Origin of the sequence: Streptomyces sp. NPDC097617 (assembly GCF_044761485.1) — a bacterium.
Taxonomy (GTDB): domain Bacteria; phylum Actinomycetota; class Actinomycetes; order Streptomycetales; family Streptomycetaceae; genus Streptomyces.
Genome location: NZ_JBIWCL010000002.1, coordinates 393,038 through 418,525, shown reverse-complemented (window position 1 = coordinate 418,525; position 25,488 = coordinate 393,038). Strand labels below are relative to the sequence as shown.

General features: G+C 72.1%; 19 protein-coding genes, 3 pseudogenes and 1 riboswitch. Of the genes and pseudogenes, 7 read left to right on the top strand and 15 right to left on the bottom strand.

Annotated elements, in window-relative coordinates:
• Window positions 1-246 precede the first annotated feature (246 nt).
• The gene (locus ACIQZO_RS05200) at window positions 247-1,203 is read right to left on the bottom strand and encodes a bile acid:sodium symporter (RefSeq protein WP_403620321.1); all 957 of its coding nucleotides are present in this window, start codon (window positions 1,201-1,203) and stop codon (window positions 247-249) included.
• Window positions 1,204-1,506: 303 nt separating this feature from the next.
• On the opposite strand from ACIQZO_RS05200, the gene ACIQZO_RS05195 reads away from it, so the two are divergent.
• Complete coding sequence (locus tag ACIQZO_RS05195; RefSeq protein WP_403620317.1) at window positions 1,507-1,749, top strand: DUF6480 family protein; 243 nt, start codon at window positions 1,507-1,509, stop codon at window positions 1,747-1,749.
• A gap of 49 nt (window positions 1,750-1,798) precedes the next feature.
• Here ACIQZO_RS05195 and ACIQZO_RS05190 read toward each other — a convergent pair whose 3' ends face one another.
• Window positions 1,799-2,155 (bottom strand): STAS domain-containing protein, encoded by a 357-nt coding sequence (locus ACIQZO_RS05190; RefSeq protein ID WP_403620314.1) that lies wholly within the window; start codon window positions 2,153-2,155, stop codon window positions 1,799-1,801.
• 325 nt (window positions 2,156-2,480) lie between these two features.
• On the opposite strand from ACIQZO_RS05190, the gene ACIQZO_RS05185 reads away from it, so the two are divergent.
• Window positions 2,481-2,942, top strand: a complete 462-nt coding sequence (locus ACIQZO_RS05185; protein WP_403620311.1) for a DUF5709 domain-containing protein — start codon at window positions 2,481-2,483, stop codon at window positions 2,940-2,942.
• A 161-nt stretch (window positions 2,943-3,103) separates the two neighbouring features.
• Here the strand turns inward: ACIQZO_RS05185 and ACIQZO_RS05180 are convergent.
• Window positions 3,104-4,498 (bottom strand): annotated as a pseudogene (locus ACIQZO_RS05180) (oleate hydratase).
• 22 nt (window positions 4,499-4,520) lie between these two features.
• Here ACIQZO_RS05180 and ACIQZO_RS05175 point away from each other — a divergent pair.
• From ACIQZO_RS05175 to ACIQZO_RS05165, 3 genes are all read left to right on the top strand, one after another.
• Window positions 4,521-5,204, top strand: coding sequence for a HEAT repeat domain-containing protein (locus ACIQZO_RS05175; protein WP_403620308.1), 684 nt, complete (start codon window positions 4,521-4,523; stop codon window positions 5,202-5,204).
• A 3-nt stretch (window positions 5,205-5,207) separates the two neighbouring features.
• Window positions 5,208-6,212, top strand: a complete 1,005-nt coding sequence (locus tag ACIQZO_RS05170; protein WP_403620305.1) for a MerR family transcriptional regulator — start codon at window positions 5,208-5,210, stop codon at window positions 6,210-6,212.
• Window positions 6,213-6,585: 373 nt separating this feature from the next.
• The gene (locus ACIQZO_RS05165; protein ID WP_403620303.1) at window positions 6,586-7,008 is read left to right on the top strand and encodes a subtilase-type protease inhibitor; all 423 of its coding nucleotides are present in this window, start codon (window positions 6,586-6,588) and stop codon (window positions 7,006-7,008) included.
• Between the two features lie 97 nt (window positions 7,009-7,105).
• Here the strand turns inward: ACIQZO_RS05165 and ACIQZO_RS05160 are convergent.
• The 3 genes and pseudogenes from ACIQZO_RS05160 to ACIQZO_RS05150 all read right to left on the bottom strand — a co-directional run.
• Window positions 7,106-7,690: pseudogene (locus tag ACIQZO_RS05160) on the bottom strand (alpha/beta fold hydrolase); the annotation flags it as partial.
• 100 nt (window positions 7,691-7,790) lie between these two features.
• Window positions 7,791-10,241: a SpoIIE family protein phosphatase gene (locus tag ACIQZO_RS05155; RefSeq protein WP_403620301.1), complete on the bottom strand. Its 2,451-nt coding sequence runs from the start codon at window positions 10,239-10,241 to the stop codon at window positions 7,791-7,793.
• 93 nt (window positions 10,242-10,334) lie between these two features.
• Window positions 10,335-11,489: a PP2C family protein-serine/threonine phosphatase gene (locus ACIQZO_RS05150; protein WP_403620298.1), complete on the bottom strand. Its 1,155-nt coding sequence runs from the start codon at window positions 11,487-11,489 to the stop codon at window positions 10,335-10,337.
• A gap of 82 nt (window positions 11,490-11,571) precedes the next feature.
• Between ACIQZO_RS05150 and ACIQZO_RS05145 the strand changes: the two genes are divergently transcribed.
• On the top strand, window positions 11,572-12,087 hold the full coding sequence (locus ACIQZO_RS05145) for an SRPBCC family protein (RefSeq protein WP_403620295.1): 516 nt from the start codon (window positions 11,572-11,574) through the stop codon (window positions 12,085-12,087).
• Between the two features lie 8 nt (window positions 12,088-12,095).
• Here the strand turns inward: ACIQZO_RS05145 and ACIQZO_RS05140 are convergent, their stop codons facing one another.
• The 3 genes from ACIQZO_RS05140 to ACIQZO_RS05130 all read right to left on the bottom strand — a co-directional run bounded on the left by ACIQZO_RS05140 (window position 12,096) and on the right by ACIQZO_RS05130 (window position 17,089).
• Complete coding sequence (locus ACIQZO_RS05140) at window positions 12,096-13,583, bottom strand: SulP family inorganic anion transporter (protein WP_403620292.1); 1,488 nt, start codon at window positions 13,581-13,583, stop codon at window positions 12,096-12,098.
• 165 nt (window positions 13,584-13,748) lie between these two features.
• Window positions 13,749-14,420, bottom strand: a complete 672-nt coding sequence (locus ACIQZO_RS05135; RefSeq protein ID WP_403620289.1) for a hypothetical protein — start codon at window positions 14,418-14,420, stop codon at window positions 13,749-13,751.
• On the bottom strand, window positions 14,417-17,089 hold the full coding sequence (locus ACIQZO_RS05130; RefSeq protein WP_403620287.1) for an amino acid permease: 2,673 nt from the start codon (window positions 17,087-17,089) through the stop codon (window positions 14,417-14,419). Before ACIQZO_RS05130 ends, ACIQZO_RS05135 begins: the two co-directional genes overlap by 4 nt.
• A gap of 369 nt (window positions 17,090-17,458) precedes the next feature.
• Between ACIQZO_RS05130 and ACIQZO_RS05125 the strand changes: the two genes are divergently transcribed.
• Window positions 17,459-17,773, top strand: coding sequence for a hypothetical protein (locus ACIQZO_RS05125; RefSeq protein ID WP_403620284.1), 315 nt, complete (start codon window positions 17,459-17,461; stop codon window positions 17,771-17,773).
• A 123-nt stretch (window positions 17,774-17,896) separates the two neighbouring features.
• Here ACIQZO_RS05125 and ACIQZO_RS05120 read toward each other — a convergent pair whose 3' ends face one another.
• From ACIQZO_RS05120 to aceA, 6 genes and pseudogenes are all read right to left on the bottom strand, one after another.
• Window positions 17,897-18,373: a VOC family protein gene (locus ACIQZO_RS05120; RefSeq protein WP_403620281.1), complete on the bottom strand. Its 477-nt coding sequence runs from the start codon at window positions 18,371-18,373 to the stop codon at window positions 17,897-17,899.
• A 138-nt stretch (window positions 18,374-18,511) separates the two neighbouring features.
• The gene (locus ACIQZO_RS05115) at window positions 18,512-19,348 is read right to left on the bottom strand and encodes an ECF transporter S component (protein WP_403620278.1); all 837 of its coding nucleotides are present in this window, start codon (window positions 19,346-19,348) and stop codon (window positions 18,512-18,514) included.
• A pseudogene (locus ACIQZO_RS05110) lies at window positions 19,345-20,635 on the bottom strand (ATP-binding cassette domain-containing protein); the annotation flags it as partial. The gene ACIQZO_RS05115 and the pseudogene ACIQZO_RS05110, both read right to left, overlap by 4 nt.
• Window positions 20,636-21,064: 429 nt before the next feature.
• Window positions 21,065-21,138, bottom strand: a riboswitch (cobalamin riboswitch).
• A 247-nt stretch (window positions 21,139-21,385) separates the two neighbouring features.
• Window positions 21,386-22,255, bottom strand: coding sequence for a 3-hydroxybutyryl-CoA dehydrogenase (locus ACIQZO_RS05105; RefSeq protein ID WP_403620275.1), 870 nt, complete (start codon window positions 22,253-22,255; stop codon window positions 21,386-21,388).
• Window positions 22,252-23,844, bottom strand: coding sequence for a malate synthase A (aceB, locus tag ACIQZO_RS05100; protein WP_403620272.1), 1,593 nt, complete (start codon window positions 23,842-23,844; stop codon window positions 22,252-22,254). The genes ACIQZO_RS05105 and aceB overlap by 4 nt, the downstream gene beginning before the upstream one ends.
• A gap of 171 nt (window positions 23,845-24,015) precedes the next feature.
• Complete coding sequence (aceA, locus tag ACIQZO_RS05095; protein ID WP_403620269.1) at window positions 24,016-25,299, bottom strand: isocitrate lyase; 1,284 nt, start codon at window positions 25,297-25,299, stop codon at window positions 24,016-24,018.
• Window positions 25,300-25,488 lie beyond the last annotated feature (189 nt).

Below are 25,488 nucleotides of genomic sequence, written 5' to 3'. Positions count from 1 at the left end.
AACTCGGTTGCCTCCAGCGCGCCCGTCTCCCAGGTCGGCGTGGCCACGAGGAACGGCAGGGGCGGTATGAGCGGCCGTCAGCACGATGGTCCCGGCGGTACCTGCCGGTGCGGCGCCGATCCGCCCCGCGGGCGGCAAGGCGGGGTGCGGGTCGCTCGCGCGCGGGCGCCGGGGGCGAGGATGACGGCGGGCGAGGATGCCGGTATCGGGACCGCCGGCGACCCGGAGCGGTCAGCGCTCGGCTGCTCATGCCGCGGCCGGCGCCCGGGCGGGGACCAGACGGGGGACGAGGCGGACGTAGGCGACCATGCCGAGGACTTCGACGAGGGTCTGGGTGACCACGACCACCGCGGCGACCTCCAGGCCGGCGGGCAGGGCGAGGGCCAGGGGCAGGACGACCAGCGAGTTGCGGGTGGCGCCGGTGAACACGATGGCCCGCCCGGCCGGGGCGTCGAGGCGGAAGAGGCGGGCGACGCCCGTCCCGGCGAAGGCCATCGCGATCAGGAACGCGGCGTAGAAGGGAATGACGGCGGCTACGTCGGTGAGACTGCCGCCGAGCTTCGGGACCTGGGAGGCGACGACGGCGAGAAGCGTCGCGGCCATCAGCGGGACCATCGTCGTCGTCGCGGCGGCAGCCGCCTTGTGGCCCGCCGGTCGGCGCGCGGCCCACGCCTGGAGAGCCCAGGCCAGTGCCAGCGGGACGACGATCAGGGCGGCGAAGGCCTTCACGAACGGACCGATCTCGACGATGTCGGCCAGGTCGGAGCCCATGAACAGGTACAGGAATCCGGGCAGCAGCACCATCTGCGCGACCAGCAGCAGCGGGGTGGCGGCCAGCAGGCGGCGGCCGGACCCTCCGGCCAGCCCGGTGAAGACGATCACGTAGTCGACACAAGGGCAGAGCAGCACCAGCAGGACACCGACCCGGACGGCCTGGTCGGCCGGCAGGAACACGAACATCGCCGCGACCACCAGCGGCACGACCACGAAGTTCACCACCAGGGCCGCTGCCAGGAAGCGGCCGTCGCGCAGCGAGCGCACCAGCTCGGCGGCCGGGACCTGGAGGAAAGTGACGAAGAGCAGGGCCCCGAGCACCGGGTTGATCGCGTACTCCAGAGCAGGGCCGACGCCCGGAGCCAGCCCGCCCAGCAGGCTTCCGGCGGCCATCGCCGCAAGGTAGATCACGACCTGGTGGTGTTCCATCCACTCGACCGGGCCCCGTGGTCCTCGCTGCGACACCCTGCTCGCTCCTCGCGCTCGTTCGGGCCGCCGGGCGGCAGCCATCGGCTCATCCTCACAGGCGCGCCACGCGGTCCGGGCCGCGCCCGGTCCCGGGGCGGGCCGGGGCGAGCGTCACCGGCACCGGCCCGGCCGGCGGTGCGGCGGTGGCGCAGCCCGGCGCTCCCGTAGAAGCGCAGCGTCGTGGCCAGTACGCCGGGTGTGTGAGGAGTGAGCGGAGCGGCAGCGGGTAGGCGCCTGCAGGGGGGCTTCGAGGAGGTACACGTCATGTCCGTATCCGACCCGGCCTCCGGCGCCGACCCGCGCCGACTGATCCCTCCCGGCGCCCGAGGAGGAAGCGGCGTTCCGCCGGGCGAGACCCCGCCCGCGGAGTCGAGCACCGGCTCCGGCGCGGGCCCCTACAGGCCGCTGTCCCGCGGCTGGGCCATGGGGCCCCTCGTGGTGATCTGCCTCGTCGCCCTGCTGTGCGCCCTGTTCTTCCTCGCCTACGCGATCATCCTGGACCTCTGACGAAGATCCGCCCCCCGTCTGACCTGCGCGGGACCGGCCCGGTAGGCCGCTACGCCGCCGCACCGACCGTGGCCGACAGGGCGGCGACGGCCAGCGGGATGGTGGGGTGGACGTCCGGGGCGTGGGTTCCGGTGCCGATTCCGAGGGCGCGGCGGGTTTTGGTGCTGGAGGTGACCACGGCTGCCGTCGTGCCCGCGTCACGGCAGATGCGGACCGCCCGGGCGACCGTGCTCACGGCGGCGGGACTCAGTGCGGCGTCGGTCAGTTCGAGCACGACGGGTGAGGACCGGTGGGCGGCCAAAAGGCGGTCGATCGCGCAGGCCGTCGTGGCACGCCTGTCTATGTCGAGGTCGGATTGCAGACGGATGATCAGCACACCTCGGTCGGTCACCTTGACGGGCAGCACGGACACTCCTTCTCTACGCGACTCACACGCTGGGTACCCGGCCACGTGCCCGCCCCGTGCAGTTGTATGCGCACGGACGCACGGACGCACGGACGCACGGACGCACGGACGCAAGGACGCACGGACGCACGGACGGATGGTCGAACGGGGCCGGGGCCGCAGTGCCGCCCGCCGAGGGGGTGTACCGCCCCGACACCCCACCGGGGTGTCCGAGGACGGATCGCGCCGATCCGCGTGATCGTCGGATTTCCGGGGATGGGACAAGTGAGCAGGCGGTGCTTTCCGACGGCTGCCGCGACCGGAGGAGCGAGAGGGAGGACAGGTCATGAGCGAGACAGGTGCCCGCGGCGACGACGTCTACCAGCCCCAGCCGGAGGACGAGCCCTCCGAGCTGCAGCCCGACATGGACGACAGCCTGGGCGAGTTCGGTACGGACGCTCTGCTCGACCAGGGGTACTCGCCGCCCGAGCGGCCCCACGCGAGGGAGGGGGACGACACCACCGGGGAGGCGCAACGGAGGGGGGAGAGCCTCGACGAACGCCTCGCCAGGGAGATACCCGAGCAGGAACCCGCGGCGGGGGACGGCATCGGGGACCTGGCCGACGGCGAGGGCGAGCCCGTGGACGAGCAGGCGGGAGGCCCGCGCGCCGGACGGCTGGCGCCGGTCGCCGCCTCGCCCCACGCGAACTCCGTCCTCGCGCACGACGTGGGGATCGACGCGGGAGCCGCCTCGGCCGAGGAAGCCGCCGTGCACATCATCGAGGACCCCGAGGAGGGGCTGCTCTAGCTCGCCGACGGAGCCGACGGAGCCGACGGCGCCGACCGCCGGGTCAGGGAGGGGGCGCCCCTGGCCCGGGTCCTCCTGCGGGGTCTGCCAGGAGCCGCTGCGCGGCTGCGGGGGCGGGCCCGGCGGGGCCCAAGCCCCCCCCCGTGCCCGCACCGCCGGGATCAGCGCCGGTGCATCGTGCGCAGGGCTTCGAGCAGCACCTTGGGGTCGTGGCCGCCCTTGTGGACCGGCGGCGGCTGCCGGTCCGGTCCAGGTGGAGCAGGCGTGCCACGGCGGTCCAGGCCGTGCGCACCGAGTACTCGACGGTGAACACGACATCGTCGGGGACTTCGGCGTACTGGCCGATGAAGCCAGGTTGGTGGATCCGGCCGGTACCACCTCGGGCCGGTCTCCGGCCTTGCGGACCAGGAACTGGCTGGTGATGTACGGCATCAGGGCCGGCCGTACGATCGCGGACTCCAGGATCTGCTCGCTCTGCGCGAGCCGCAGGTGTCCGAGGACTTCGGTCAGGATCTCCCGGCCGGTGCACTCCGCCATGGTCTTGGCCACGTGGTCGCCCGCCCTGTCGGGGAACAGGGCGTAGCCCCACCACACGTAGGTGCCCTCGGGCTGCTCGCGGAAGTGCGGCTGGTGGTTGAGGACGATGGTCAGCAGCCAGCGGGAGTCCTTGAAGGTGATCAGCCCGCCCTTGCCCGCCTCGCTGCCGGAGAACTCCTCCATGGCCTTGAAGAAGGTCGGGTCCTGGGTGGTGACGGTGAAGGATCCCCAGGTGGAGTCACCGACGGAGGAGTCGAACACCGAAGGGTCACCCAGCCGGGGGCACTGGCCGCCAGGGTGTGCCACAGGCGCCACGAGGCGTCGGGGGCGGCGGTGTCCGGTACGGGGGCCGCGTCGGTCGATCCGAGGGACGAGTTTGCGGTCATCGAACCGTTGGTGACGAACACCAGGTCCTCGGGGGCGACTTGGATCCGCTCGGCCGCGCCTTCGCGCGTACAGGTGAGGGAGGTGACGGTGATGGCGTCGCCGTCGGCCAACTCGGCGTCCGTCACGGTGGTGTTCATCTGGAAGTGGACACCCTTGTCCCGCAGCCAGGCCTGGAGCGGTCGCACGATCGAGTCGTACTGATGGAAGCGGGTGCGGTAGATGCCCGACATGGTGTCGAAGATCTTGAACAGGTGGACGAACCGGTTGAGGTAGCGCCGGAACTCGATCGCCGAGTGCCACGGCTCGAAGGCGAAGGTCGTGCACCACATGAACCAGAAGTTCGTGGTGAAGAACTCCGGGGCGAAGCAGTCGGAGATGCGCTTGCCGTCGAGCCGCGATTCGGGGGTGGCCACGCACGCGACCAGGTCGAGCCGGTCGCGCATGGTGTAGCCGGTCTCCGGGTCTCCCTCCGCGTCCAGGCTCCCGCCGGTGCGGTTCTGGGCCTCCAGGACGGTGATGTCCGCGCCCGCGAAACCGCCCTCCCGGATCAGCAGCGCCGCCGCCGACACGGAGGCGATGGTGGGAGGGGCCGCTGCGGCCGCTTGACCTTGACACCGTGACAAGGTCTTCACTGCGGTCGAGGAGGTGGTGGCGATGACCACGACGGAACAGGACGCACAACAGCCGGAGCGAGGGCTCCGGGCACTGCCGGAGTTGGCGGACGGCCGCGCCTCGGTCCGGCTGCGGGCGGCGATGGCGATCGGCTCGGCCCCGGACCCGCGGTACGTCGAAAAGCTCGTCGAACGGTGCGCGATCGAGCCCGACTTCTCCGTACGCGAGATGCTGACGTGGGCACTCATCCGTCACTCGGCGTCCGCGACCGTCCCGCGGCTGGTCGACGAGCTCCGTTCGGAGCGGCCGCAGGCCCGGAGCCAGGCGTTGCACACGCTGTCCAAGATCGGGGAGCGGCAGGCGTGGCCGGCGATCACCCGGGAGCTGTTGTCCGACAGTGACGACGAGGTGGCGCGCACCGCGTGGCGGGCGGCGGTCGCGCTCGTGCCCGAAGGTGAGGAGTCGCACCTGGCCGGTGTGCTGGCGACACAGCTCGGACGGGGAGAGCGTGAGACGCGGTTGAGCCTCAGCCGGGCGCTGATCGCCCTCGGTGAGGCCGCATCTGCGACCCTGCGGAAGGCGATGACGGATCTCGACCCCCGGGTGCGCCATCATGCGATCGCGACGGAACGGCTGCTGCGCGACCCGGATGCCGGGTTCGACTTCGCCATCGAGGAGGCGAAGCGCATCGCGGCCCTTCAGGACAGCCCAGTTGGAGGAGCGTAGGACGTGCTGATCGGTGAGGTGGCCAGGCGGTCCGGCGTCAGTGCCCGCATGCTCAGGCACTACGACGCGCTGGGACTGGTGCGGCCCACGGGGCGCACCGGGTCCGGCTACCGGGAGTACTCCGGCGAGGACATCCGGCGGATCTTCCACGTCGAGAGCCTGCGGTCGCTGGGGCTGTCGCTGCGCGAGGTGGCGCGCGCCCTGGACGACCCCGGCTTCAGGCCCGCGGAACTCGTCGACGGGCTCGTCCGCCAGACCCAGGAGCGCATCGCCGTCGAGACGGCGCTGCTCACCCGACTGCGCCGGATCGGCGCCGCGGAACCGGCCGACTGGGAGGACGTCCTCCAGACCGTCGCCCTCCTGCACGCGCTGGGCTCGGAGAACGCCGCGAAGCGCCAGCGCGCGGCCCTGTCCTCGGGCGAGGAGGTGGCGATCCCCGTGGAGGCGCTGGTCGAGGCGGTATTGAACGAGGCCGAACCGAACGTCGCCGGCGCCCTTCGGTGGGCCGTGGCGCAATCGGGCGATGCCGCACTGGACCTGCTGGCGCAGGGCCTCGCCTCACCGGTCGCCGCGGTACGGGAGCGGGCCGTCCGCGCCATCGCCGAGATTCCGCACGGGCACGCGGTCGCCCTGCTGCGGGGCGCGCTCGGGAGCTCCGACGCCGTGGTCCGCGGGCAGGCGGCCCTCGCCCTCGGAGCCCAAGGAGCGGTCGAGGCGGTCCCGACCCTCGTCGACATGATCGTCGAGGGGACGAACGACGTCGACGCGGCCGACGCGTTGGGTGTTCTGGCGAGCCGCCCCGCGCAGGCCGATCGGATCGCCGGCGCACTCGTGGACCGCCTCCCCGACGGGCTGCCCGCCCGGCGACGACTGACCCAGGCGCTCGCGGACGTCCCCGGTTCCACGGCCTCGCGCGCCCTCGCGCAGCTGTCGCGCGACGAGGATCCGGCGGTCGCGCTCACCGCGAGGTACCTCCTCACGCTCCGCGAGGAACGTCGGCCCGGCTGAACGTCCCTTCGTTCCGGGGGGTACCCGACCGGCGGAATAGTTGATTCCTCAAGGGGTGGGGGCGCGTCACCGCATCGATCCGGTCACTCTGATGGACTGATGGGTGAACCGAGAGTGTCCGCGACCTGGGTGGCAGGTGCGGGAGATCGCGCGGGGCCGGTCACTACGCGGCACTCCCGCGCGGCGTGGGCCCGCGGGCACCGGGTCGGACCTGGACGAACATCCGTCCGGTCACCGATATTCGAACCGACTGTCCGTAAATGGACCGTGGATGTGCGGCAAACCTTCACACCTGACAGGCTCGGCGTCGCTTGAGCGCTGCATGAAAGACGCAGTGCCCCAAACTTCCTTCGAATCGAAAGCGAGCCCTCTCATGCGTCACCGCTTAGCCACCGTCTCCGCCGCCGCTCTGCTCTGCCTCGCCGGCGCCACGGGTGTGGCGGAGGCGAGCCCGACGAGCCTGTACGCCCCTTCCGCCATGGTCTTCACCGTCGCCCAGGGGGACGCCGCCACGGGCACCGTCCTGCGGGCGACCGTCCTCAGCTGCGCCTACACCGCCGAGGGCACGCACCCCGCCCCCCGGGCCGCGTGCGACGCCCTCAACGCCACCGGCGGCCAGTTCAACAGCCTGCTCGCCGCCCCGGATCAGAACCGGGCGTGCCCGCGGCACTACGACCCCGTCACCATCACCGCGAACGGCGTCTGGCGCGGCAGCCACGTCGCGTGGAAGCACACCTTCTCCAACGCGTGCGTGATGTCCGCGACCCTGAACGGCAACGTCCTCTACGCGTTCTGAGCGCTCTGACGCCGCCGAGTCGCGCATCGGGTGTGCCGGGCGGACACCGCCCGGCCCCGCGATCCGCATTCGTAGCCGCGATCCGCATCCGCGACGCTCAGGGGGTGCCGCTCCGGTCGGCGACCAGGCGGATCGCCGCGATCGTGAGGTCGGGGTCGTGGAGCTGGACGTAGTGGTCGCTGCCGGTCGCCCACAGGTGCGGGGTCTGCGGCCGCATCCCCACCAGCGCCTGTTGGGCCTTCGGCCAGGCCCTCTCCAGCCCGGCGAGCAGCTCCCCGGACATCGTGGCGGGCGCCGCGAAGGGCGCGGTCTTGCTGAGCACCGCGACCGGGACGGGCGGCAGCGGCCCGCCGCCGTCGATCGCGTCGACCCCGCCGTCGATGTCGACCTGCTCGAAGTCCGGGTCGGCGTCGAAGGGTGTTCCCGGGTGCCGCAACGCCTCGACGTACGCCGCCCACTGCGTCCCCATCGCGGGCTTCAACCCGGGCCCGAGGGCGTCGACCAGTACCAGCCCGCGTACGTGCTCCGGGTGCGTCTGCGCGTACCGCAGGGCGAGCATCCCGCCGAAGGAGTGCCCCACCAGCAGGTAGGGCCCCGGTATGTGCCCGGCGGACAGCAGTCGGTCCAGGTCCTGGACCATGGCGGCCAGGGGCCGGGCACACGCCATCGCATACCCCCAGCCTCCCGCGCACCCCGCCGCCCCGCCAACCGGGCCCGTCGCCCCGGGCCGCCGCGGGGCCGCACCGCGCGCGACCGTCTCAGGGCCGCGCCGCGCGGCGGCCTCAGGCGGTGCTCCGACCTCCCGCCGGGCGCCAGGGGATCTCCGCCCACACCTGCTTGCCGCCGCTGAGCGGCACCGAGCCCCAGGCCGCCGTCGTCGCCTCGACGATGAGCAGCCCGCGGCCGCCCGTCGACTCCCAGCTCACCCATACCGGTTTGACGGGGCTGCGCGGCGAGGCGTCGTTCACGGCGATCCGCAACCGGTCCGCCGACAGGGTCAGATCCATCCCCACCTCGCCCTGCGTGTGCGCGATGGCGTTGGTGACCAGCTCCGACACGACGAGCAGGGCCTCGTCGAGTTCGTCCACCACGCCCCAGGACCGCAGGGTGCGCGCAGTGAAGCGGCGCGCGTGCAGGACCGCGTTGGGCAGCCGCCACACCGTCCAGTGGATCCGCATCGGCCGGCCTCCCGTGCCGTCGTAGCGCAGCAGCAGCAACGCCACGTCGTCGTCACGACGGCCCACCCCCACGAGCAACTCGTCGGCAACGCTCCCGGCATCGACCGGGTCGGCCGCGGCGAGCACGTCGCACACCCGCCGCATCCCCTCCTCCAGGGGCAGCCTGGCGGACTCGACCAGGCCGTCCGTCAGCAGGACGAGCACGGTGCCGGGGACCAGCCCCACCTCGGTCATGGGGAAGTCGGCCTCCGCGAGCACGCCCAGCGGGGGCCCGCCCTCGACCACCAACTCCGAGGCGACGCCGCTGGGATGACGCAGTATCGGCGGCAGATGGCCGGCCCGGACCACCCTGGCGATGCCCTCCTCCATGTCCAGGTCCACATACCCGCAGGTGGCGAACAGGTCGGTCTCCATGCCGACGAGCAGACGGTTGGCCCGCGCCACGACCACGTCGGGCGGGTGGCCCTCCACCGCGTAGGCCCGTACCGCCGTACGCATCTGGCCCATGATGGTGGCGGCTCCCGCGCTGTGACCCTGTACGTCCCCGATCACGAACGCCACATGACCGTCCCGGAGCGGAATGACGTCGTACCAGTCCCCGCCGACCTCGAGCCCCGCCGTGGCGGGCAGGTAGCGGGCGACGGCGATCCCGCCCGGCAGCTCCGGGAGCTTGCGGGGCAGCAGGCTGCGCTGGAGCATGGTGGCCAGTTCGTGGCCCGCGTCCAGCGCGTGGGCGCGTACCAGCGCCTGCCCCACCAGTCCGGCGGTCGCGGTCAGCAGCGACCGCTCCTCCGGGCCGAACCGGTGCGTCGCGTCCCACCCCACCAGGCACACCCCGATCATCCGGCCGTCGGCGGGCAGCGGCAGCACGGCGAGACCACCGAGCCCGACGCCCTCGAGTCCGGGCTCCAGCGCCTCGCCCGGCGGCCACAGGCTCAAATGCCCCCCGCGCAGCGCACTCTGCAGGGTGGGCAGATCGCTGAGGGCCACGTCGGGCCACTCGGAGCGCCATTCCGAGCGCCACACCTCGGGCCAGGCGTCGGGCTCCGGAGGGTCGAGGGCGGTGACGATGAGCCGCTCGCTCTCCAGTTCGCCGACCAGCACCCGGGATGCGCCGAGCGGCTCGCGCAGGGCGGCGACCGCCAGCCGGCTCACCTCCCGGATGGTCGCCGCTCCCGCCAGTGTGGCCGACAACCGCTGGACGAGGGAGACCTCGTCGGCGGTGGGGCGCAGATAGGTGGCGTCGGCGACCACACCCAGCACGCGCCGCGGTATTCCCCCGGAGTCCACCTCCACGCGGCAACGCAGCCCCAGCCAGCGCAGCTCGCCGTTCGGGCGGCGGATACGGAACGCCAGCTGCTGTCCGGCGGCGGCCAGCCGGTCCGGCTCCACGATCGCCATCAGCGCGGGCATGTCGTCGGGGACGGCGCAGGCGAGCAGGGTCTCCACCTGTCCGTCGAACTGCTCGGGAGGCAGACCGAGCAGTTCCAGCACGTGCGCGTGGGCCTCCATACGGCCGGTGCCCAGTTCCAGGATGAACGCGCCGCCCTGATCCGGTACGAGGGACTGGCCCAGATGCGCCTGCGGAGCCGGCTGCTTTCGGCCGGTGAAGCGGGCGGCGACCGATTCGAGTCCGGCGGCCACCTGGTCGGCGTAGAGCTCCAGAAGGCTGCGGTCGTCGGCGCTGAAGCCCTCCCCCGCCTGCCCGGCGACGATCAGGCAGCCGAGCTCCTGCGCGCCGTGTCCCAGCGGCAGTGCGCCCAGCGAGATCCGGGCCGGCGAGTCGGGGGCACCGTCCCGGACCCGGGTGGGGAAGTGGTGGGGGTCGTCCTCGATGAAGGTGGCGAGCTCCTTGGGCGTCAGCCACAGCGGGCGGCCGGAGCGGAAGGCGTTGGCGGCGGGCGAATGCCCGGCCAGGGCGAGGACCGCAGGCAGTCCGTAGAGGATGCCGCGGTTGCCGGTCAGCTCGGCAAGATGGAGTTCCCTGCCCTGGTCGGCGACCACGTAGACAGCGGCGAGTTCAGCCCCGCAGAACGCAAAGCGATGAGTGGTCACTGTCCGTATCACACCCTCCGGGGGCATTCGGCCTGCCACCTCCCTCCATGCTGTCGCGCCCGGGGCCCTTCGGGCGAGTCGGAACGGTAGCGGTCAAGGGGCCGCCCCGTGCTCCTCGTCCTCGCACCGGTCGACCAGGACGACCGCCACGTCGTCCGCGAGGCGGTTGCGGGTGTGCCGGATCAGGGCCTGGTGCAGGCCCTTCAGGAACGACGCCCGGGTGTGGTCGCGCAGGGTCACCATGGCCGCGGCCAGGTCGAAGAAGGTGCTGTCCCCGTCGCGGGCCTCGATGACGCCGTCGGTGTACAGCAGCAGCCGGTCGCCGGGGGCGAAGGAATACCTGTCCGTCCGCCCGGGAGGACCGTTGATGAATTCCTCGAGCCCGAGCGGTGGCAGGGGGACGCCGGGCATCAAGGAGCGGACCGTGCCGTTGTGCAGCAGCAGCGGGGGCGGGTGACCCCGGTTGATCACCTCGACGTACGGGCCGTCCGGGATCTGGGCCACGAGCGCGGTGACGAATCCCTCCAGGAGCAGGGCGTCGTCACCGCCGGTCGCGCCCGAGGCGACGGCGTCGCGCCGCAGGGCCGCGCCGCAGTGGTCGATGACCTCCACCAGGTCGTCCTCGTAGTGCACGGCCTCCCGGAACGCGCCCAGCACGATCGCGGTGGCCCGGACGGCGGGCAGGCCCTTGCCCCGGACATCCCCGACGATCATCCGGACCCCGTACCGGGTCTGGACCACGTCGTACAGGTCGCCGCCGATCTGCGCGCCCGTCTCGGCCGCCAGGTACATGCTGGCCGCCCGTACGGGGCCCAGCCGGTCCGGCACCGGCCGCAGCAGGACCTCCTGGGCGGCCGTCGCGATCCGGCGGACTTGATTCAGTTCGTTCTCCCGGCGCGTGCGCGCGGTGCGGCTCGTCAGGAAGCTCGCCACCGAGACCAGGAACAGGGCGAGGAAGTTCGTATAGACCTGCTGGCTGCCCCAGGCCTGGTTGTAGGTGGCCGTGGCCACGCTGACCGCGGCGGCCACTCCCGCTGCGGCGAGCGTGCCCCGGGGCCCCATGGTCACCGCCGCCAGCGCGGGTGTCGCGACCAGCAGGGGGCCGGTGTACAGCACGTGCAGGGGAGTGAACTCGACGAGGAGCACCAGCAGGGCGATCGCGAAAGGCACGCACTCCGCGAAGACGAAGAGGACCTGGTGGTGACCGTCGGCTCGCGGTCCAGAGGGCGAGCGCAAGGGCGCTCTCATGACTACAGCCTGCCTCGCCGGTACCTGTGGCCGCCACTCCGGTCCGCGCGTCCGTGTGCCGCCGGCGGGGCAGAATCGGTCCATGAGCAGGACAGACCGGGGCAGCCGGGTGATCGCGGCGCCGCCGACGGCCGTCTACGCCGCCCTCCTCGACCGGCGAGCCCTTGAGGCCTGGCTCCCGCCGGACGGGATGCGCGGGCGGATCGAACGCTGGGATCCCCGGCCCGGCGGCGGCTTCCGGATGGTCCTGACCTACCTCGATCGCGCTGAAGGCGGCCTGGGCAAGACGTCGGAGGCGACGGACGTCGTCGAGGTCGCCTTCGCCGACCTGGTGCCCGCGCGGCGCGTGGTGCAGCGGGCGGTCTTCGAGGCCGACGACCCCGTGTACGCGGGAACCATGACCATGACCTGGTACCTCGCCGCCGTCGGTGGGGGGAGCGAGGTGACCGTCACGGCCGAGGACGTGCCGCCCGGCATCGACCGGGCCGCGCACGAGGCGGGCATCGCCTCCTCGCTGGCCCATCTGGCGTCGTACGTCGAAGCCGCTCCGTCCGCACCGCTGCCCGGACCGGCGCGGGGTGCGCCGCCGGGGCGGTGAGACCCCGGTCAGTCGGCCGTGGCGAGTTCGCCGCTGAGGGTCTTGTGCAGGCGGGCGCTGGGCCCGTTCAGGCCGGTGATCTCGACGGTCTTGCCGCGCTGGGCGTAACGGTGCTCGATCGCGTCGAGGGCCGCGACCGACGAGGCGTCCCAGATGTGCGCCGCGGACAGGTCGATGACGACCTTGTCGGGGTCGCCGGCGTAGTCGAAGCGGCCGACGATCTCGTTGGAGGAGGCGAAGAACAGCTGGCCGCTGACCGCGTAGACGACCTGGCCGCCGTCGGGGTCGGTGACCGCGGTGACATCGGCGAGCCGGGCGACGCGCTTGGCGAAGATGACCATCGCGGTGACGGAGCCGGCGACGACGCCGACGGCGAGGTTGTGCGTGGCGACCACACAGACCACGGTGACGACCATGACGGTGATTTCGCCCGCGGGCATCCGCCGCAGGGTCCCGGGGGCAATGGAGTGCCAGTCGAAGGTCGCGAAGCAGACCATGATCATGACGGCGACCAGGGCTGCCATCGGGATGTCGGAGACGACCGGGCCGAAGGCGATGCACAGCACCATCAGGAAGACGCCCGCGAGGAAGGTGGACAGGCGGGTCCGGGCGCCGGAGACCTTCACGTTGATCATGGTCTGGCCGATCATCGCGCAGCCGCCCATGCCGCCGAAGAACCCGGTGACGATGTTCGCGACGCCCTGTCCGATGGACTCCCGCGTCTTCGACGAGACGGTGTCGGTGATCTCGTCGACCAGCTTCGCCGTCATCAGCGACTCCATCAGCCCGACGAGCGCCATGGCGAAGGCGTACGGGGCGACGGTGGTCAGGGTGGCGAGGGTGAACGGTACGTCGGGCAGTCCGGGAACGGGCAGCGAGGACGGCAGCGCACCCTTGTCGCCGACCGTCGGCACGGCGATCCCGGCCGCGACGGTGATCACGGTGAGGATCGCGATCGACACCAGCGGGGCCGGGACCGCCGTCGTGATCCTCGGGAACAGGACCAGCAGCGCCAGGCCGGCGGCGAGGAGCGGGTAGACGGCCCACGGCACACTGCGCAGCTCCGGAACCTGGGCCAGGAAGACGAGGACGGCCAGCGAGTTCACGAAGCCGACCATCACCGAGCGCGGGATGAACCGCATCAGCCTGCCCACGCCCAGCGCGCCGAGGGCGATCTGGAAGACCCCGGCCAGGATGACCGCGGCCACCAGGTAACCGAAGCCGTGCTGCCGGTTCAGCGGAGCGATGACCAGGGCCACGGCCCCGGTGGCGGCGGAGATCATCGCGGGCCGACCGCCGACGACGGCGATGGTCACGGCCATGGTGAAGGAGGCGAACAGACCGATCGCCGGATCCACCCCGGCGATGATCGAGAACGAGATCGCCTCGGGGATCAGCGCCAGCGCGACCACCAGCCCGGCCAGCACCTCGGTACGCAGCACCTTCGGCGACAGCCAGGACGGGCGGAAGGCGCGCAGGCGCACGGGTATGGACACGGCGGAGTGCGGCAAGGGGAGCAGACCTGTCAGGCGGGCACACCGCCGACGGGCGGGCGTACGGGGGACGGAAACGGCAGGACGGCGGACCGGCGGAACAACGGACCGGCGAAACGACGGAACGACCCCCCAAGGTACCGTGCGGCCCGGGCGCGACGGGCTGCGTCAGGGAGCGGGGCGGCCGGGCGCGGCCGGGGCAGCGGTGCGTTCGACCGTGGAGACGACGCGCACCAGTGCCGGTGTGGCGGGCGCCGACGCGAAGCCGAACCGCACGGGCGGAGCCACCGGGGCGAGCGGGCCCAGGTCGGCGCCCTCGAAGGACGCGGCCGCCGAGGTGATCACGTGCAGATCGCGGGCCGCGTACCACTGGCGCTGTCCGGGCCGCGAGCTGCCCCGGGTCCGTACGCCGACCAGCAGGCGGGCGGGCCCGCTGACCAGCGCCGCCCATCCCGGCCGGCGGGCGAGTGAGCGGGGGACGGCCCGCAGTGCAAGGCCGAGCGCCCCACGCCGTCCGACGGTGAAGCGAAGGCGCAGGTCTCCGGCGGCCACCTCCCACACCGGGCCGCGGCCGCGCACGTCCACCGGTACCGTCCGGACCTCGTCGAAGTGGTAGACGTCCGCGATGTACCCCGCTGTCCGGGCGGTGGGCGCGAACAGGATGCGATGCCCGTCCGCGCGCTCCAGCATGACGTCGCTGAACGGTCCGAAGGGCGACCGGGGCCAGTGGCCCACCACGAGCCGGGTGCCGGACCCCGTTCCCACGGCGGCGATCCAGCCGTCGAAGGTCAGCCGCCGGCGCCCCCTCACGATGCGCCCCGCGGCCTCCCCGGCGCTCACGTCCCCTCCGGCGGCGCCACGACCTGCTCGGTCCAGATGGTCTTTCCGGTGGCGGTGTAGCGCGTCCCCCACCGGTAGGCCATCTGGGCGATGAGGAAGAGGCCCCGGCCGCCCTCCTCGTCGGTGGCGGCATGGCGCAGGTGCGGTGAGGTGTGGCCGGTGTCGGAGACCTCGCAGATGAGGTTCTCGTTGCGGATCAGCCGGACGTGGACGGGGCCGTCGGTGTAGCGGATGGCGTTGGTGACCAGCTCGCTGACGATCAGTTCGGTGACGAACGCGAGGTCATCGAGCCCCCAGGCCCGCAGTTGCCCCGTGACGGAGGCGCGGGCGACGGCCACCATCGCCGGGTCGGCCGCCAGCTCCCACTGCGCCACGTGCCGCTCGTCGAGCATGCGCGTCCGGACCAGGAGCACGGCCACGTCGTCGTCCACGGGGCCGGGCAGCAGCCGAGCCAGTGCGAGGTCGCACAACTGATCCAGAGGGCGCCGGTGCTGGGCGAGGGTCTCGGCGAGGCGGCCGAGGGCCTCGTCGGGGTCGTGGCCGACGGTGTGGGTCAGACCGTCGGTGAAGAGGGCGATGAGGCTGCCGGGCGGCAGCTGGAGTTCGAGGTTCTGGAAGGTCTGGCCCCCCAGGCCGAGCGGTGGGCCCGGTGGCAGGTCGGGGAAGGAGACCGCGCCGGTGCCCGGGTCGACCACCGCGGGCGGCCAGCCGCCCGCCCGCGCCATGGTGCACCGCCCCGACACCGGGTCGTACACGACGTACAGGCAGGTCACCGCGGCGACGTCGGCGCCGGCGTCGGACCGCGCGCCGTTCGCCCCGTTCACCCCGATCGTCCCGTCCGCGCCGAGCTCGCGGGCCCACTCCACGAAGGTCTGCCGGGCCACGTCGTCCAGGTGCGAGAGGAGTTCGTCCGGCGGCAGGTCCATGCGGGCGAGGACGCGCACGCTCGTACGCAGAAGTCCCATGGCGGCAGCGGCGTGCAGGCCGTGTCCCCGCACGTTCCCGACCACCAGGGCGACGCGGGTGCTCGACAGCGGGACGAGGTCGAACCAGTCGCCACCGACTCCGGACCGGCTGTCGGCCGGAACGTAGCGGCTGGCCGCGTCGACAGCTGTCTGCGGCTCCAACTTGCGCGGCAGCAGGCTCCGCTGCAGTTTGAGGGCCGCGGTGTGCTCCCGCGTGACGACCAGCATCAGGACGACGCCGATGAGCAGGGCCCCCAGCCCCACCACGGCCACCCCGCCCGTCCGCCCGATCAGCGGCAGGTCGATGGCGGTCGCGCCGTAGTCGGGGTCGGCGTAGACGTGGAAGCCCGCGTAGCAGAACACCGAGAGCATGATCAGCCCGCCGAGGCCCGGTAGCAGGCCCTTGCACACGAAGTCCTTCGCGCTGCGGGTGAGTACCCGGCGGTAGTACCAGACGCAGGCGAAGCCGGTCAGGCCGTAGTAGAAGGCGATCGCGAGGCCGACCGACTCGATCGAGTCGGCGAGCACGTCGCGGCTGATCAGCGAGAGCAGGACGTAGAACGCGATCGAGACCAGGCCCATCCCCACCGTCGACCAGGTCGGGGTGAGGTACTTGCGGTGCACCCGGGCGAAGTGGGCGGGGACGGCCTTGTGCGCGGCCATCGAGAAGACGGTCCGGGCCAGGGGCAGGATCGTGGTCTGGGTGGAGGCCGCCGCGGAGGTGACCACCATGAAGATCAGCAGACCGGTGAGGAACTGACCCGCACCCTGGTCGCCGAAGACCGCGCTGCCGAGGTCGGAGAGCACGTCGTCGGCGTTCTCCTTGTTGGCCAGGCCGATGCCCTCGGTCCCGACTCCGGCGAAGGCCTGCGCCGAGGTGGCCACCGCGACGTAGATGATCAGCAGCAGGACGGTCGAGATCACCGCGGCGCGCCCGGGGATGTGCGTACTGTCCGCGGTCTCCTCGTTGACCGTGACGGCGGTGTCCCAGCCCCAGTAGATGAAGACGGCCGCCAGGAGCCCCGCCGTCAGCGCTTCGGTGCTGGGCACGTTCAGGGGGTTGAACCAGGAGGCGGAGATGCGGATCGCCGTCGCCGGGGGATCCAGACAGACCTTGGTCATGGCCGTGGCGGCGAAGAGGATGAGCACGACCACCTCGACCGTCAGGAGGCCGCGCTGCAGGGCGGCGGAGATCTCGATGCCGACGTACGAGACGGCGGTCATCACGGCGATCCACAGGACCCCGGCGAGAGTGGTCCACAGCCTGCTGTCCGCCAGCGACTCGTATCCGAACAACCGGTAGGTGTAGACACCGGCGATCTCCGCGAGATTCGCCATGACGATGACGTCGGCGACGATGATCCCCCAGCCGCCCATCCACCCGATGCGCGGGCCGAAGGCCCGCGTCGCCCAGGTGAAGGTGGTCCCGCAGTCCGCGTCGCCGGCGTTGAGTTCCCGGTAGGCGTAGGCGATCAGCAGCATCGGGATGAAAGCGAGCATCGTGATGACCGGGGCCTGGGGACCGACCCTCGTCACGATGAGGCCGAGTGTGGCCGCGAGGCTGTAGGCCGGAGCGGTGGACGCCACGCCGATGGCCACGGAAGAGGCCAGACCCAAGGCGCCGGCCTTGAGACCCTTCTCCCCGGCTCCGGGACCCGCGGCGATCGCGGTGGCTTCCTCCGCGTAACCACTGGGCGGCGTCACAACCGAATCACCGACTTCCTGAGCCGTCCACGGGTCCCGACACGGCATCTTCCCCCAGCGGAAGTGGCTGCCGGATCCGACATGCCGCGAGGGGAGCAGGGCTTCTCCGACATCTGCGAGGGCGCCGTCTCCGCGCTGCTGATCAGGGTGGAGAAGCGCGGCCCGTTCGATGTGGAGGCACAAGAGCGCGGCTTCGTACCGAAGTTGATCGGACCGAAGCGGCGGTGGCGGTCGTACCCGGCGAGCGTCGAGCGGCTTCCGGAGAACCACCGCACGGCCGTCCTCGATCCACTCGCCCGTCCCCGCGCGGGCGGGACACCTGCGGCATGCCAGGGGCTCGGGCCGGGAGCTCCGCCGTACCCTCGCGGAATGACCGACAACGAGATCAAACTCAAGGCCATCGCGGCGCTCACGGGTGTGCGGAGCGGCATCGGGACGGACTACGTCTCCTCACTGCTCGGCGAGGTGACGCCGACGGAGTTCCTCGTGCCGGCCGATGCCGATCCGGCCGAGGTCGGATTCGCCATGCTGGATCAGCTGTCCGGCCCTCTCAGCGCCCTGATCAGCGGCTTTGTGCTGGCCTTCGAGGCGGTCGCGGACGCGTTCGACGAGACGGAGTCCCCGACGTCCGCGCAGGAGATCCTGCAGTCGCTCGCCCTGCAACTCGCGAGCGAATCCGACTGATCGGCCGATCCGGCTGATCCGGTCGATCCGGCCGATCCGATCGGAAGGACCTCCGGGCCCCACGCGGGCCGCTCGGCCAGGAGAACGGCGCCGCTCGACCCGCGGGGCTCGTCCGAAGGGGCGTCAGGCGCCGTCCGGCGGGGTGTCCGCGGCCTCCCTGCCCCGCTTCTCCATCTCCTCCGGGGAGACGTCCTCCACGTGCGTGGCGATGTTCCAGCGGTGTCCGAAGGGGTCCTCGAACTGTCCGGTGCGGTCGCCGTAGAACTGGTCCTTGACCGGCGACAGCTGTGTGGCGCCGAAGGACAGCGCGGTGGCGAAGACGGCGTCGACGTCCTCGACGTAGAGGTGCAGGGTGATCGGCGTGCCGCCCACCGTCTTCGGCGACCGGAATCCGATCTCCGGGTACTCGTCGGCGAGCATGACGACCGAGGTGCCGAACTCCAGTTCGGCGTGGCCGATCTTGCCGCCGGGTGCGGGCATCCTCATCCGCTCGGCCGCGCCGAGCACCGCGACGTAGAAGTCGATCGCGGCTGCGGCCCCGTCCACGCAGAGGTAGGGCGTGACGCTCTGGTATCCCTCGGGAATCGGCTTGACGGTCACCGGCTTCGGACCCTCCGAACAGTGGCGATCGCCGCCGATCGCCGTAGAGAACCACTGATATCCCCACCCCGGGCGAAACCGCCCGGCGCCGCGCGGAAGCCCGCGACGGATGCCCCGAAGGGCCCCCTGGGCGCGGTCCTAGCCGGTTCCGCCGGGCCGGAAGCGGACCGGGGCCTGGAAGCGGGCCTTGCGGGCCGCTCGGCGGAAGGTGGTCAGGACGGCCGGGCCCGCGAGGACGATGCAGAGGAAGTTCGTGACGGCGCGGCCGGTGTCCCAGCCGAGCGAGGTGGCCAGGTCAAAGGCCAGGTAGCGCTGGAACTGCTCCGTGAAGGGCAGGCCGGGCAGGTATGCGATGGAGCTGTTCGGGTCGAGGGAGAACGGCCAGAACGACAGGTTGAGGAGGAAGCCGAAGAGGTAGCCGGACACCGATCCGTAGACGGCGAGCATGGCGATCTCGCGGCGGCCGGTGGCCCTGGGGAGGAAGCCGGCGAGCATGCCCACGAAGGCGCAGCCGAACATCTGGTACGGCATCCAGGGGCCGACGCCGCCGGTGATGAGGGCGGAGGCGAAGAGCGAGGTGCAGCCCAGGGTGAAGCCGAAGCCCGGGCCGTAGACCCGGCCGGCGAGGACGAGGATGAAGAACACCGTCTCGATGCCGGCCGTGCCGGCGCCCAGCGGGCGGATCGCGGCGTTCACCGCGGACAGGACGCCCAGCATGGCCAGGGCCTTGGAGCTGATGCCGCCCTCGGCGATCTCGGAGATCACCACGCACAGCACGATGACCAGCAGGACGCCGAAGATCAGGGGCGGGGCGTAGTGGGAGCCGAACTTCCCCGGCGCGACGAGGAACGGCCAGAAGAAGGCGACGATCCCGAGGAAGGCCGCCATGGCGATGACGACGCCGGCCCGCGCGTTGATGCGGATGGCGGCGGTGCGTGCGGCGGTGCGTACGGGGGTGGGTGCGGCGGCGGTCATGAGGCCCGGTTCGTCTCGTCGTCGTCGGGGAGGGCGGAGGCCACCTGGGCGACCGTCAGACAGGGCAGCGGAGCCAGGATCTTCGCGGTCTGCGGGGCGAAGACCGGTGAGGCGACGATGACCTCGGTGGTCGGGCCGTCGGCGACGACGTCCCCCTCGGCCATGACGACGACCCGGTCGGCGGCGCGGGCGACGAACTCGACGTCGTGGGTGGAGATGACGACGGCGCGGCCTTCGACGGCCAGGCTGTCGACGATGCGGATCAGTTCGGCCTTGGCGCGGTAGTCGAGGCCGCGGGTGGGCTCGTCCAGGAGCAGGACCTCGGGGGCGGCGGACAACTGGATGGCGAGGACCAGGGCGAGCCCCTGGCCCTCGGACTGGTCGCGGGGGTGCGTGGTGCCGGCGATCCCGGGTGCGAGGCGGTCGAGGATCTCCCGAGCGCCCGGCGCGTCTGCGCCGACCTCGGATTCGGCGTCGGCCTGGTCGAGTTCCTGCTTGACGCTCTCCAGGTAGAGGAGGTCGGTGGGGGTCTGGGGGACCAGACCGACGAGTCGGCGGGCCTCTGCGGCGGACAGCTTCCGCGGATCGGCGGACCGGCCCCCGTCGTCGGCCGGGATGTGTACGGTTCCGGCCTTGCGCGGGCCGGAGCCCTGGAGGGCCCACAGCAGGGAGGACTTGCCCGAGCCGTTGCGGCCCATGAGCGCGGTGACCTCGCCGCCGCGCAGGTCGAGGTCGACCTCGCGGACGGCCGGGACCCCCTGGTAGGCCACCGTCACTCCACGGGCCTTGAGCAGCGTGCCGGCATCGGCGGCCGGCGCCGGGCGTACCGGCGGGGGAGTGACACCGGCCAGCCGGGCCCGCAGGGGCGCCGCGGCGCGGCGGGCGTCGCGGATCGAGAGCGGGAGCGGGTCCCAGCGGGCGACGCGGCCGAGTTCCACGATGGGCGGGGCGATGGAGGAGGTACGGAAGATCTCGGCGGGCGTACCGGACACCACGCGGCCGTCGCCGGGCAGGTGGATGACGCGGTCGGCGTACTGCACCACGCGCTCCAGGCGGTGCTCGGCGAGCAGCACGGTCACGCCGAGGTCGTGGACGAGGCGGGTGACGGCCGCCAGGACCTCCTCGGCCGCGGTCGGGTCGAGAGCCGAGGTCGGCTCGTCGAGGACCAGGACCCGGGGGTGGGCGGGTGAGGACGGAGCCGATGGCCACGCGCTGCTGCTGGCCGCCGGAGAGTTCGTGCAGGGCGCGGTGGCGGAGGTCCGCGAGGCCCAGGAGATCGAGGGTTTGGACCTTGGACGGGTTCGCGCCGCCGTTGGTGCCGTCGCACTTGTGGGTACCGCCGGTGGCGGTGGTGACGTCGTGGCCCTTGGTGTTGACCTTGCCCTTGAACAGCAGCCCGGTGGGGCCCTGGACGGTGACGGTCACCTTGACGGCCTTGTTGGTGTTCGGCTTGGCCTGTGCCTCGGCCACGGCGGGGGTGGCGAGGGCGAGGGCCAGCGCGACCGTGATGATCGCGGAGCGGCGGGCGAGAGTCTGGCGCATGGAGGTGGGTGCCTTCCTGGTGGGATCTTCGGGTCTGCTGACGCGAACCCGCCGACCCGCACCCGCGCACACCCCCGTGACGGCGTCCCTCGGGAGGGCGCACGGGGATGCCGGGCCAGGCTGGGGCTTCGTACTGCAGACCGTGACAGTGGGAAGCGGTGCACATCGCACCCCGGGTTCTCCGACTCACGGCGCGCGGGCGGCCGTTCACGGTTGCAGGTCAGCGCCGGATTCCCACCGGCTTCCCCCAGTTGTGCATGCATTCGGTTGTGGGCCCAGGCCGTGGGGAGCCGGAGGAGAACGCATCGTACGGCCTGAGGAGGGGCGCTCGGAAGCGAATGCCGACTCAGGTGGCCGGGCGCGGATTTCGGCCGAGCGGAGCGGGGCGTGCCGGAGAGGGGCATGCCGGAGCGGGGCGTGACGACACCACTCGTCACGCCCCGCTCTTCCTCAGCTGCCGGGGCACCCTCAGCCCGGGCGGCGAACCGGGGCCCCTCAGCCCCGGTCGTACATGTGGAACCCGCGGCCGCTCTTTCGGCCCAGCAGGCCGGCCTGGACCATCCGCTGGAGCAGCGGGGGCGGCGCGTAGAGGGGTTCCTTGAACTCGTCGTAGAGGGATTCCGCGATGGCCGCGACCGTGTCCAGGCCGATGAGGTCGGCGAGCTTCAGCGGGCCCATGGGGTGCGCGCAGCCGAGCACCATCCCGGCGTCGATGTCCGCGGCACTGGCGTAGCCGGACTCGGCCATCCGGATCGCCGCCAGCAAGTACGGGACGAGGAGGGCGTTGACCACGAAGCCGGACCGGTCCTGGGAGCGGATCGCGGTCTTGCCGAGGGTGTCCCGGACGAAGCACTCCATCGTGTCGACGGTGTTCTTCGTGGTGTGGAGCGAGGACACGATCTCGACCAGGGGGAGGACCGGTACGGGGTTGAAGAAGTGCAGGCCGAGTACGCGGTCGGCGCGGCCGGTGGCCATGCCCAGGCGCATGATCGGGATGGCGGAGGTGTTGGAGGCGAGGATCGCCTCCGGGTCTTCCACGACCTTGTCGAGGGCGGTGAAGATCCCGGCCTTCACCTCGGCGTTCTCGACGACGGCCTCGATGACGAGCTGCCGGTCGGCGAGGTCGTCGAGGTCGCTCGTGAAGACGAGCCGGGCCTGGGCGTCCTCGGCGGAGAGCCGGTCGAGTTTGCCGCGCTGCACGGCCCGTTCCAGCGAGACGGCGACACGTTCGCGGGCGGCGCGGGCGCTGTCGGCGTCCGACTCGGCGACGACGGTGTCGAGCCCGGCGCGGGCGCAGACCTCGGCGATGCCGGCGCCCATCTGGCCGCCGCCGACGATGCCGACCCTGCGGATGTCCGTGCTCATGCGGGGGTCTCCGTCCGGTGGACGAGGTGGCGGGTGTACGCCTCGGGGGTGAAGAAGGCGGGCAGGCGCGGCGTGAGCGCGGTATCCACGAAGAGGTCCCGGGCTTCGGTGGCCAGGGCCCGCGGATCCTCCTCCGCCAGGGCCTCGCATTCGGCGTCGAGGAGGGTGAGCACCGTGGAGCGCTCCACCCGGTCGTGGCGGAGCCACTGCCAGATCTGGACGCGGGCGATCTCGGCGGTGGCGGCGTCCTCCATCAGCCCGTTCAGGGCGACGGCTCCGCGGCCGCGGAGCCAGGCGTCGAAATAGCGCAGGGCCACGGACACGTTGGAGCGGATGCCCTCGGAGGTCGGCGGGGCGGCGATCCGGCGGACCGACAGCAGGTCGGCGGCGGCGACTTCGACGTCCTCGCGCGTGCGCTCCAGCTGGTTCGGTCGCTCTCCCAGGACCCCGTCGAAGAGCTCGCGGCAGACCGGCACGAGGCCCGGGTGGGCGACCCAGGAGCCGTCGAAGCCGTCCTCGGCCTCCCGCTCCTTGTCGAGGCGGACCTTCGCCAGGGCGGCCGTGCGGGCTTCCGCGTCCTTGCCGGGGACATGGGCGGCCATGCCGCCGATGGCGTGCGCGCCGCGCTTGTGGCAGGTGCGGACGAGGAGTTCGGTGTAGGCCCGCATGAAGGGCGCGGTCATGGTGACCGCCGCCCGGTCGGGCAGTTGGAAGTCGGTGCGGTGGCCGAAGGTCTTGATCAGGCTGAAGAGGTAGTCCCAGCGCCCCGCGTTGAGCCCGGCGCTGTGCTCACGCAGCTCGTAGAGGATCTCCTCCATCTCGAACGCGGCGGTGATCGTCTCGATGAGGACGGTGGCGCGCACGCTGCCGCGTGGGATGCCGAGCTGCTCCTGGGCGAACACGAAGACGTCGTTCCACAGGCGCGCCTCGTACCGGTTCTCCAGCTTGGGGAGGTAGAAGTACGGGCCGTGTCCGGCGTCGATCTGCCGCTGGGCGCAGTGGAAGAAGTACAGGCCGAAGTCCACGAGCGAGGCGGACACGGGGCGGCCGTGGATCTCCAGGTGCTCTTCGAGGAGGTGCCAGCCGCGCGGGCGGACCATGATGGTCGCGAGGTCCGGCCCGAGGCGGTACTCCTTGCCCTCCGGGGTGGTGAAGTCGATCCGCCGCTCGATCACGTCGAGCAGGGTCAGCTGGCCGCCGATGATGTTGTCCCAGGTGGGGGAGGTGGCGTCTTCGAGGTCGGCCATCCAGACCTTGGCACCGGAGTTCAGGGCGTTCACCGCCATCCGGCGGTCCGGCGGGCCGGTGATCTCCACCCGCCGGTCGGTGAGGCCCGGTGCCGGCGGTGCGACCCGCCACTCGCGCTCCCGTCGGATGGCGCGGGTGGCGAGGGGGAAGACGAGGGGGGTGCCGCCGGCCAGGTGGGCCGAGCGGCGGGCCCGCTCCTTGAGGGCTTCCAGGCGCCGGGCGTTGAACGCGTCGTCGAGCCGGGCGATGAAGTCCAGGGCTTCGGGGGTGAGGATCTCGTCGTGGCGGTCGCCCGGCGCCCCGAGGACCTCGACGCGGCGGGTCGGTGCGTGGATGGACATGCGGGTCTCCTCAGGAGAGGGGAGGGCCGGACGGAGGTGGCAACTCCTCGGGCCTTCGGGGAACGCGGGGCAACGGCGTCGGCGGGGCGCCCGGGTACTGCGGGTACTCGGGCGCCCCGGGTCTACGGCGCGGTGGTGCCTGGGGTGCTCCGGGCGACCTGCGGCCCGGAGCTAGTGGAACTGCTCTTCCTCGGTGGAGCCGGAGAGCGCGGTCGTGGACGAGGCCGGGTTGACGGCGGTGGAGACGAGGTCGAAGTAGCCCGTGCCGACCTCGCGCTGGTGCTTGACGGCGGTGAATCCCTGGGCCTGGGCGGCGAACTCGCGCTCCTGGAGGTCGACGTAGGCGGTCATGCCGTGCTCGGCGTAGCCGCGCGCCAGGTCGAACATGCCGTGATTGAGGGAGTGGAATCCGGCGAGCGTGATGAACTGGAAGCGGTAGCCCATGGCACCCAACTCCCGCTGGAACTTGCCGATCTGGTCGTCGTCCAACGCGGCCTTCCAGTTGAAGGACGGCGAGCAGTTGTAGGCCAGCATCTGGTCCGGGTACTGCGCGTGGATCGCCTCGGCGAACTCGCGGGCCTGGGCCAGGTCCGGGGTGCCGGTCTCGACCCAGATCAGGTCGGCGTACGGGGCGTAGGCGAGGCCGCGGGCGATGACCGGGGCCATGCCGTTCCGGACGTGGTAGAAGCCTTCGGCGGTGCGCTCGCCGGTGCAGAACTCCGCGTCGCGCTCGTCGACATCGCTGGTCAGGAGGGTGGCGGCGAGCGCGTCCGTGCGGGCGATGATCAGGGTCGGGGTGTCGGCGATATCGGCCGCAAGGCGGGCCGCGTTCAGGGTGCGGACGTGCTGGGCGGTGGGGACGAGGACCTTGCCGCCGAGGTGGCCGCACTTCTTCTCGGAGGCCAGCTGGTCCTCGTAGTGGATGCCGGCGGCGCCGGCCGCGATCATCGCCTTGGTGAGCTCGAAGGCGTTGAGCGGGCCGCCGAAGCCGGCCTCGGCGTCCGCGATGATCGGCGCGAGCCAGTCCGTCGTGTCGGTGCCGCCCTCGGCGGTGGCGATCTGGTCGGCGCGCAGCAGCGCGTTGTTGATCCGACGGACCACCTGCGGAACGGAGTTGACCGGGTAGAGGGACTGGTCGGGGTAGGTGTGTCCGGCCTGGTTCGCGTCGGCGGCGACCTGCCAGCCGGAGAGGTAGATCGCCTGGAGGCCGGCCCGGACCTGCTGCACGGCCTGGCCGCCGGTGAGCGCGCCGAGGGCGTGGATGTAGTCCTGTTCGTGGAGCTGTCGCCACAGCCGCTCGGCGCCGCGCCGGGCGAGGGTGGCTTCCTCGCGGACACTGCCGGACAGCCGGACCACGTCTTGCGCGGTGTAGGTGCGCTCGATGCCCGCCCACCGGGGGTCCGTCGCCCAGCGCTCGGCGAGGGCCGCTGCCGCCGTGTTCGTCGTGTCTGCCATGACCGTCACCGTCTCCGTGAGTAGCTGAATAGCTGAGTGGCACCTCCGCACCCGTCATGAGTGCGAAGTAATGGCACGAAGTGCCAATCGAATGGATCGCGGCCCGCCGTACCGGTGTGGAACGAACTGAGCAATGTTGCCGAACCACTCGCCAGAACCCGCCGAACATCCGACATCAGGGCGTGAATC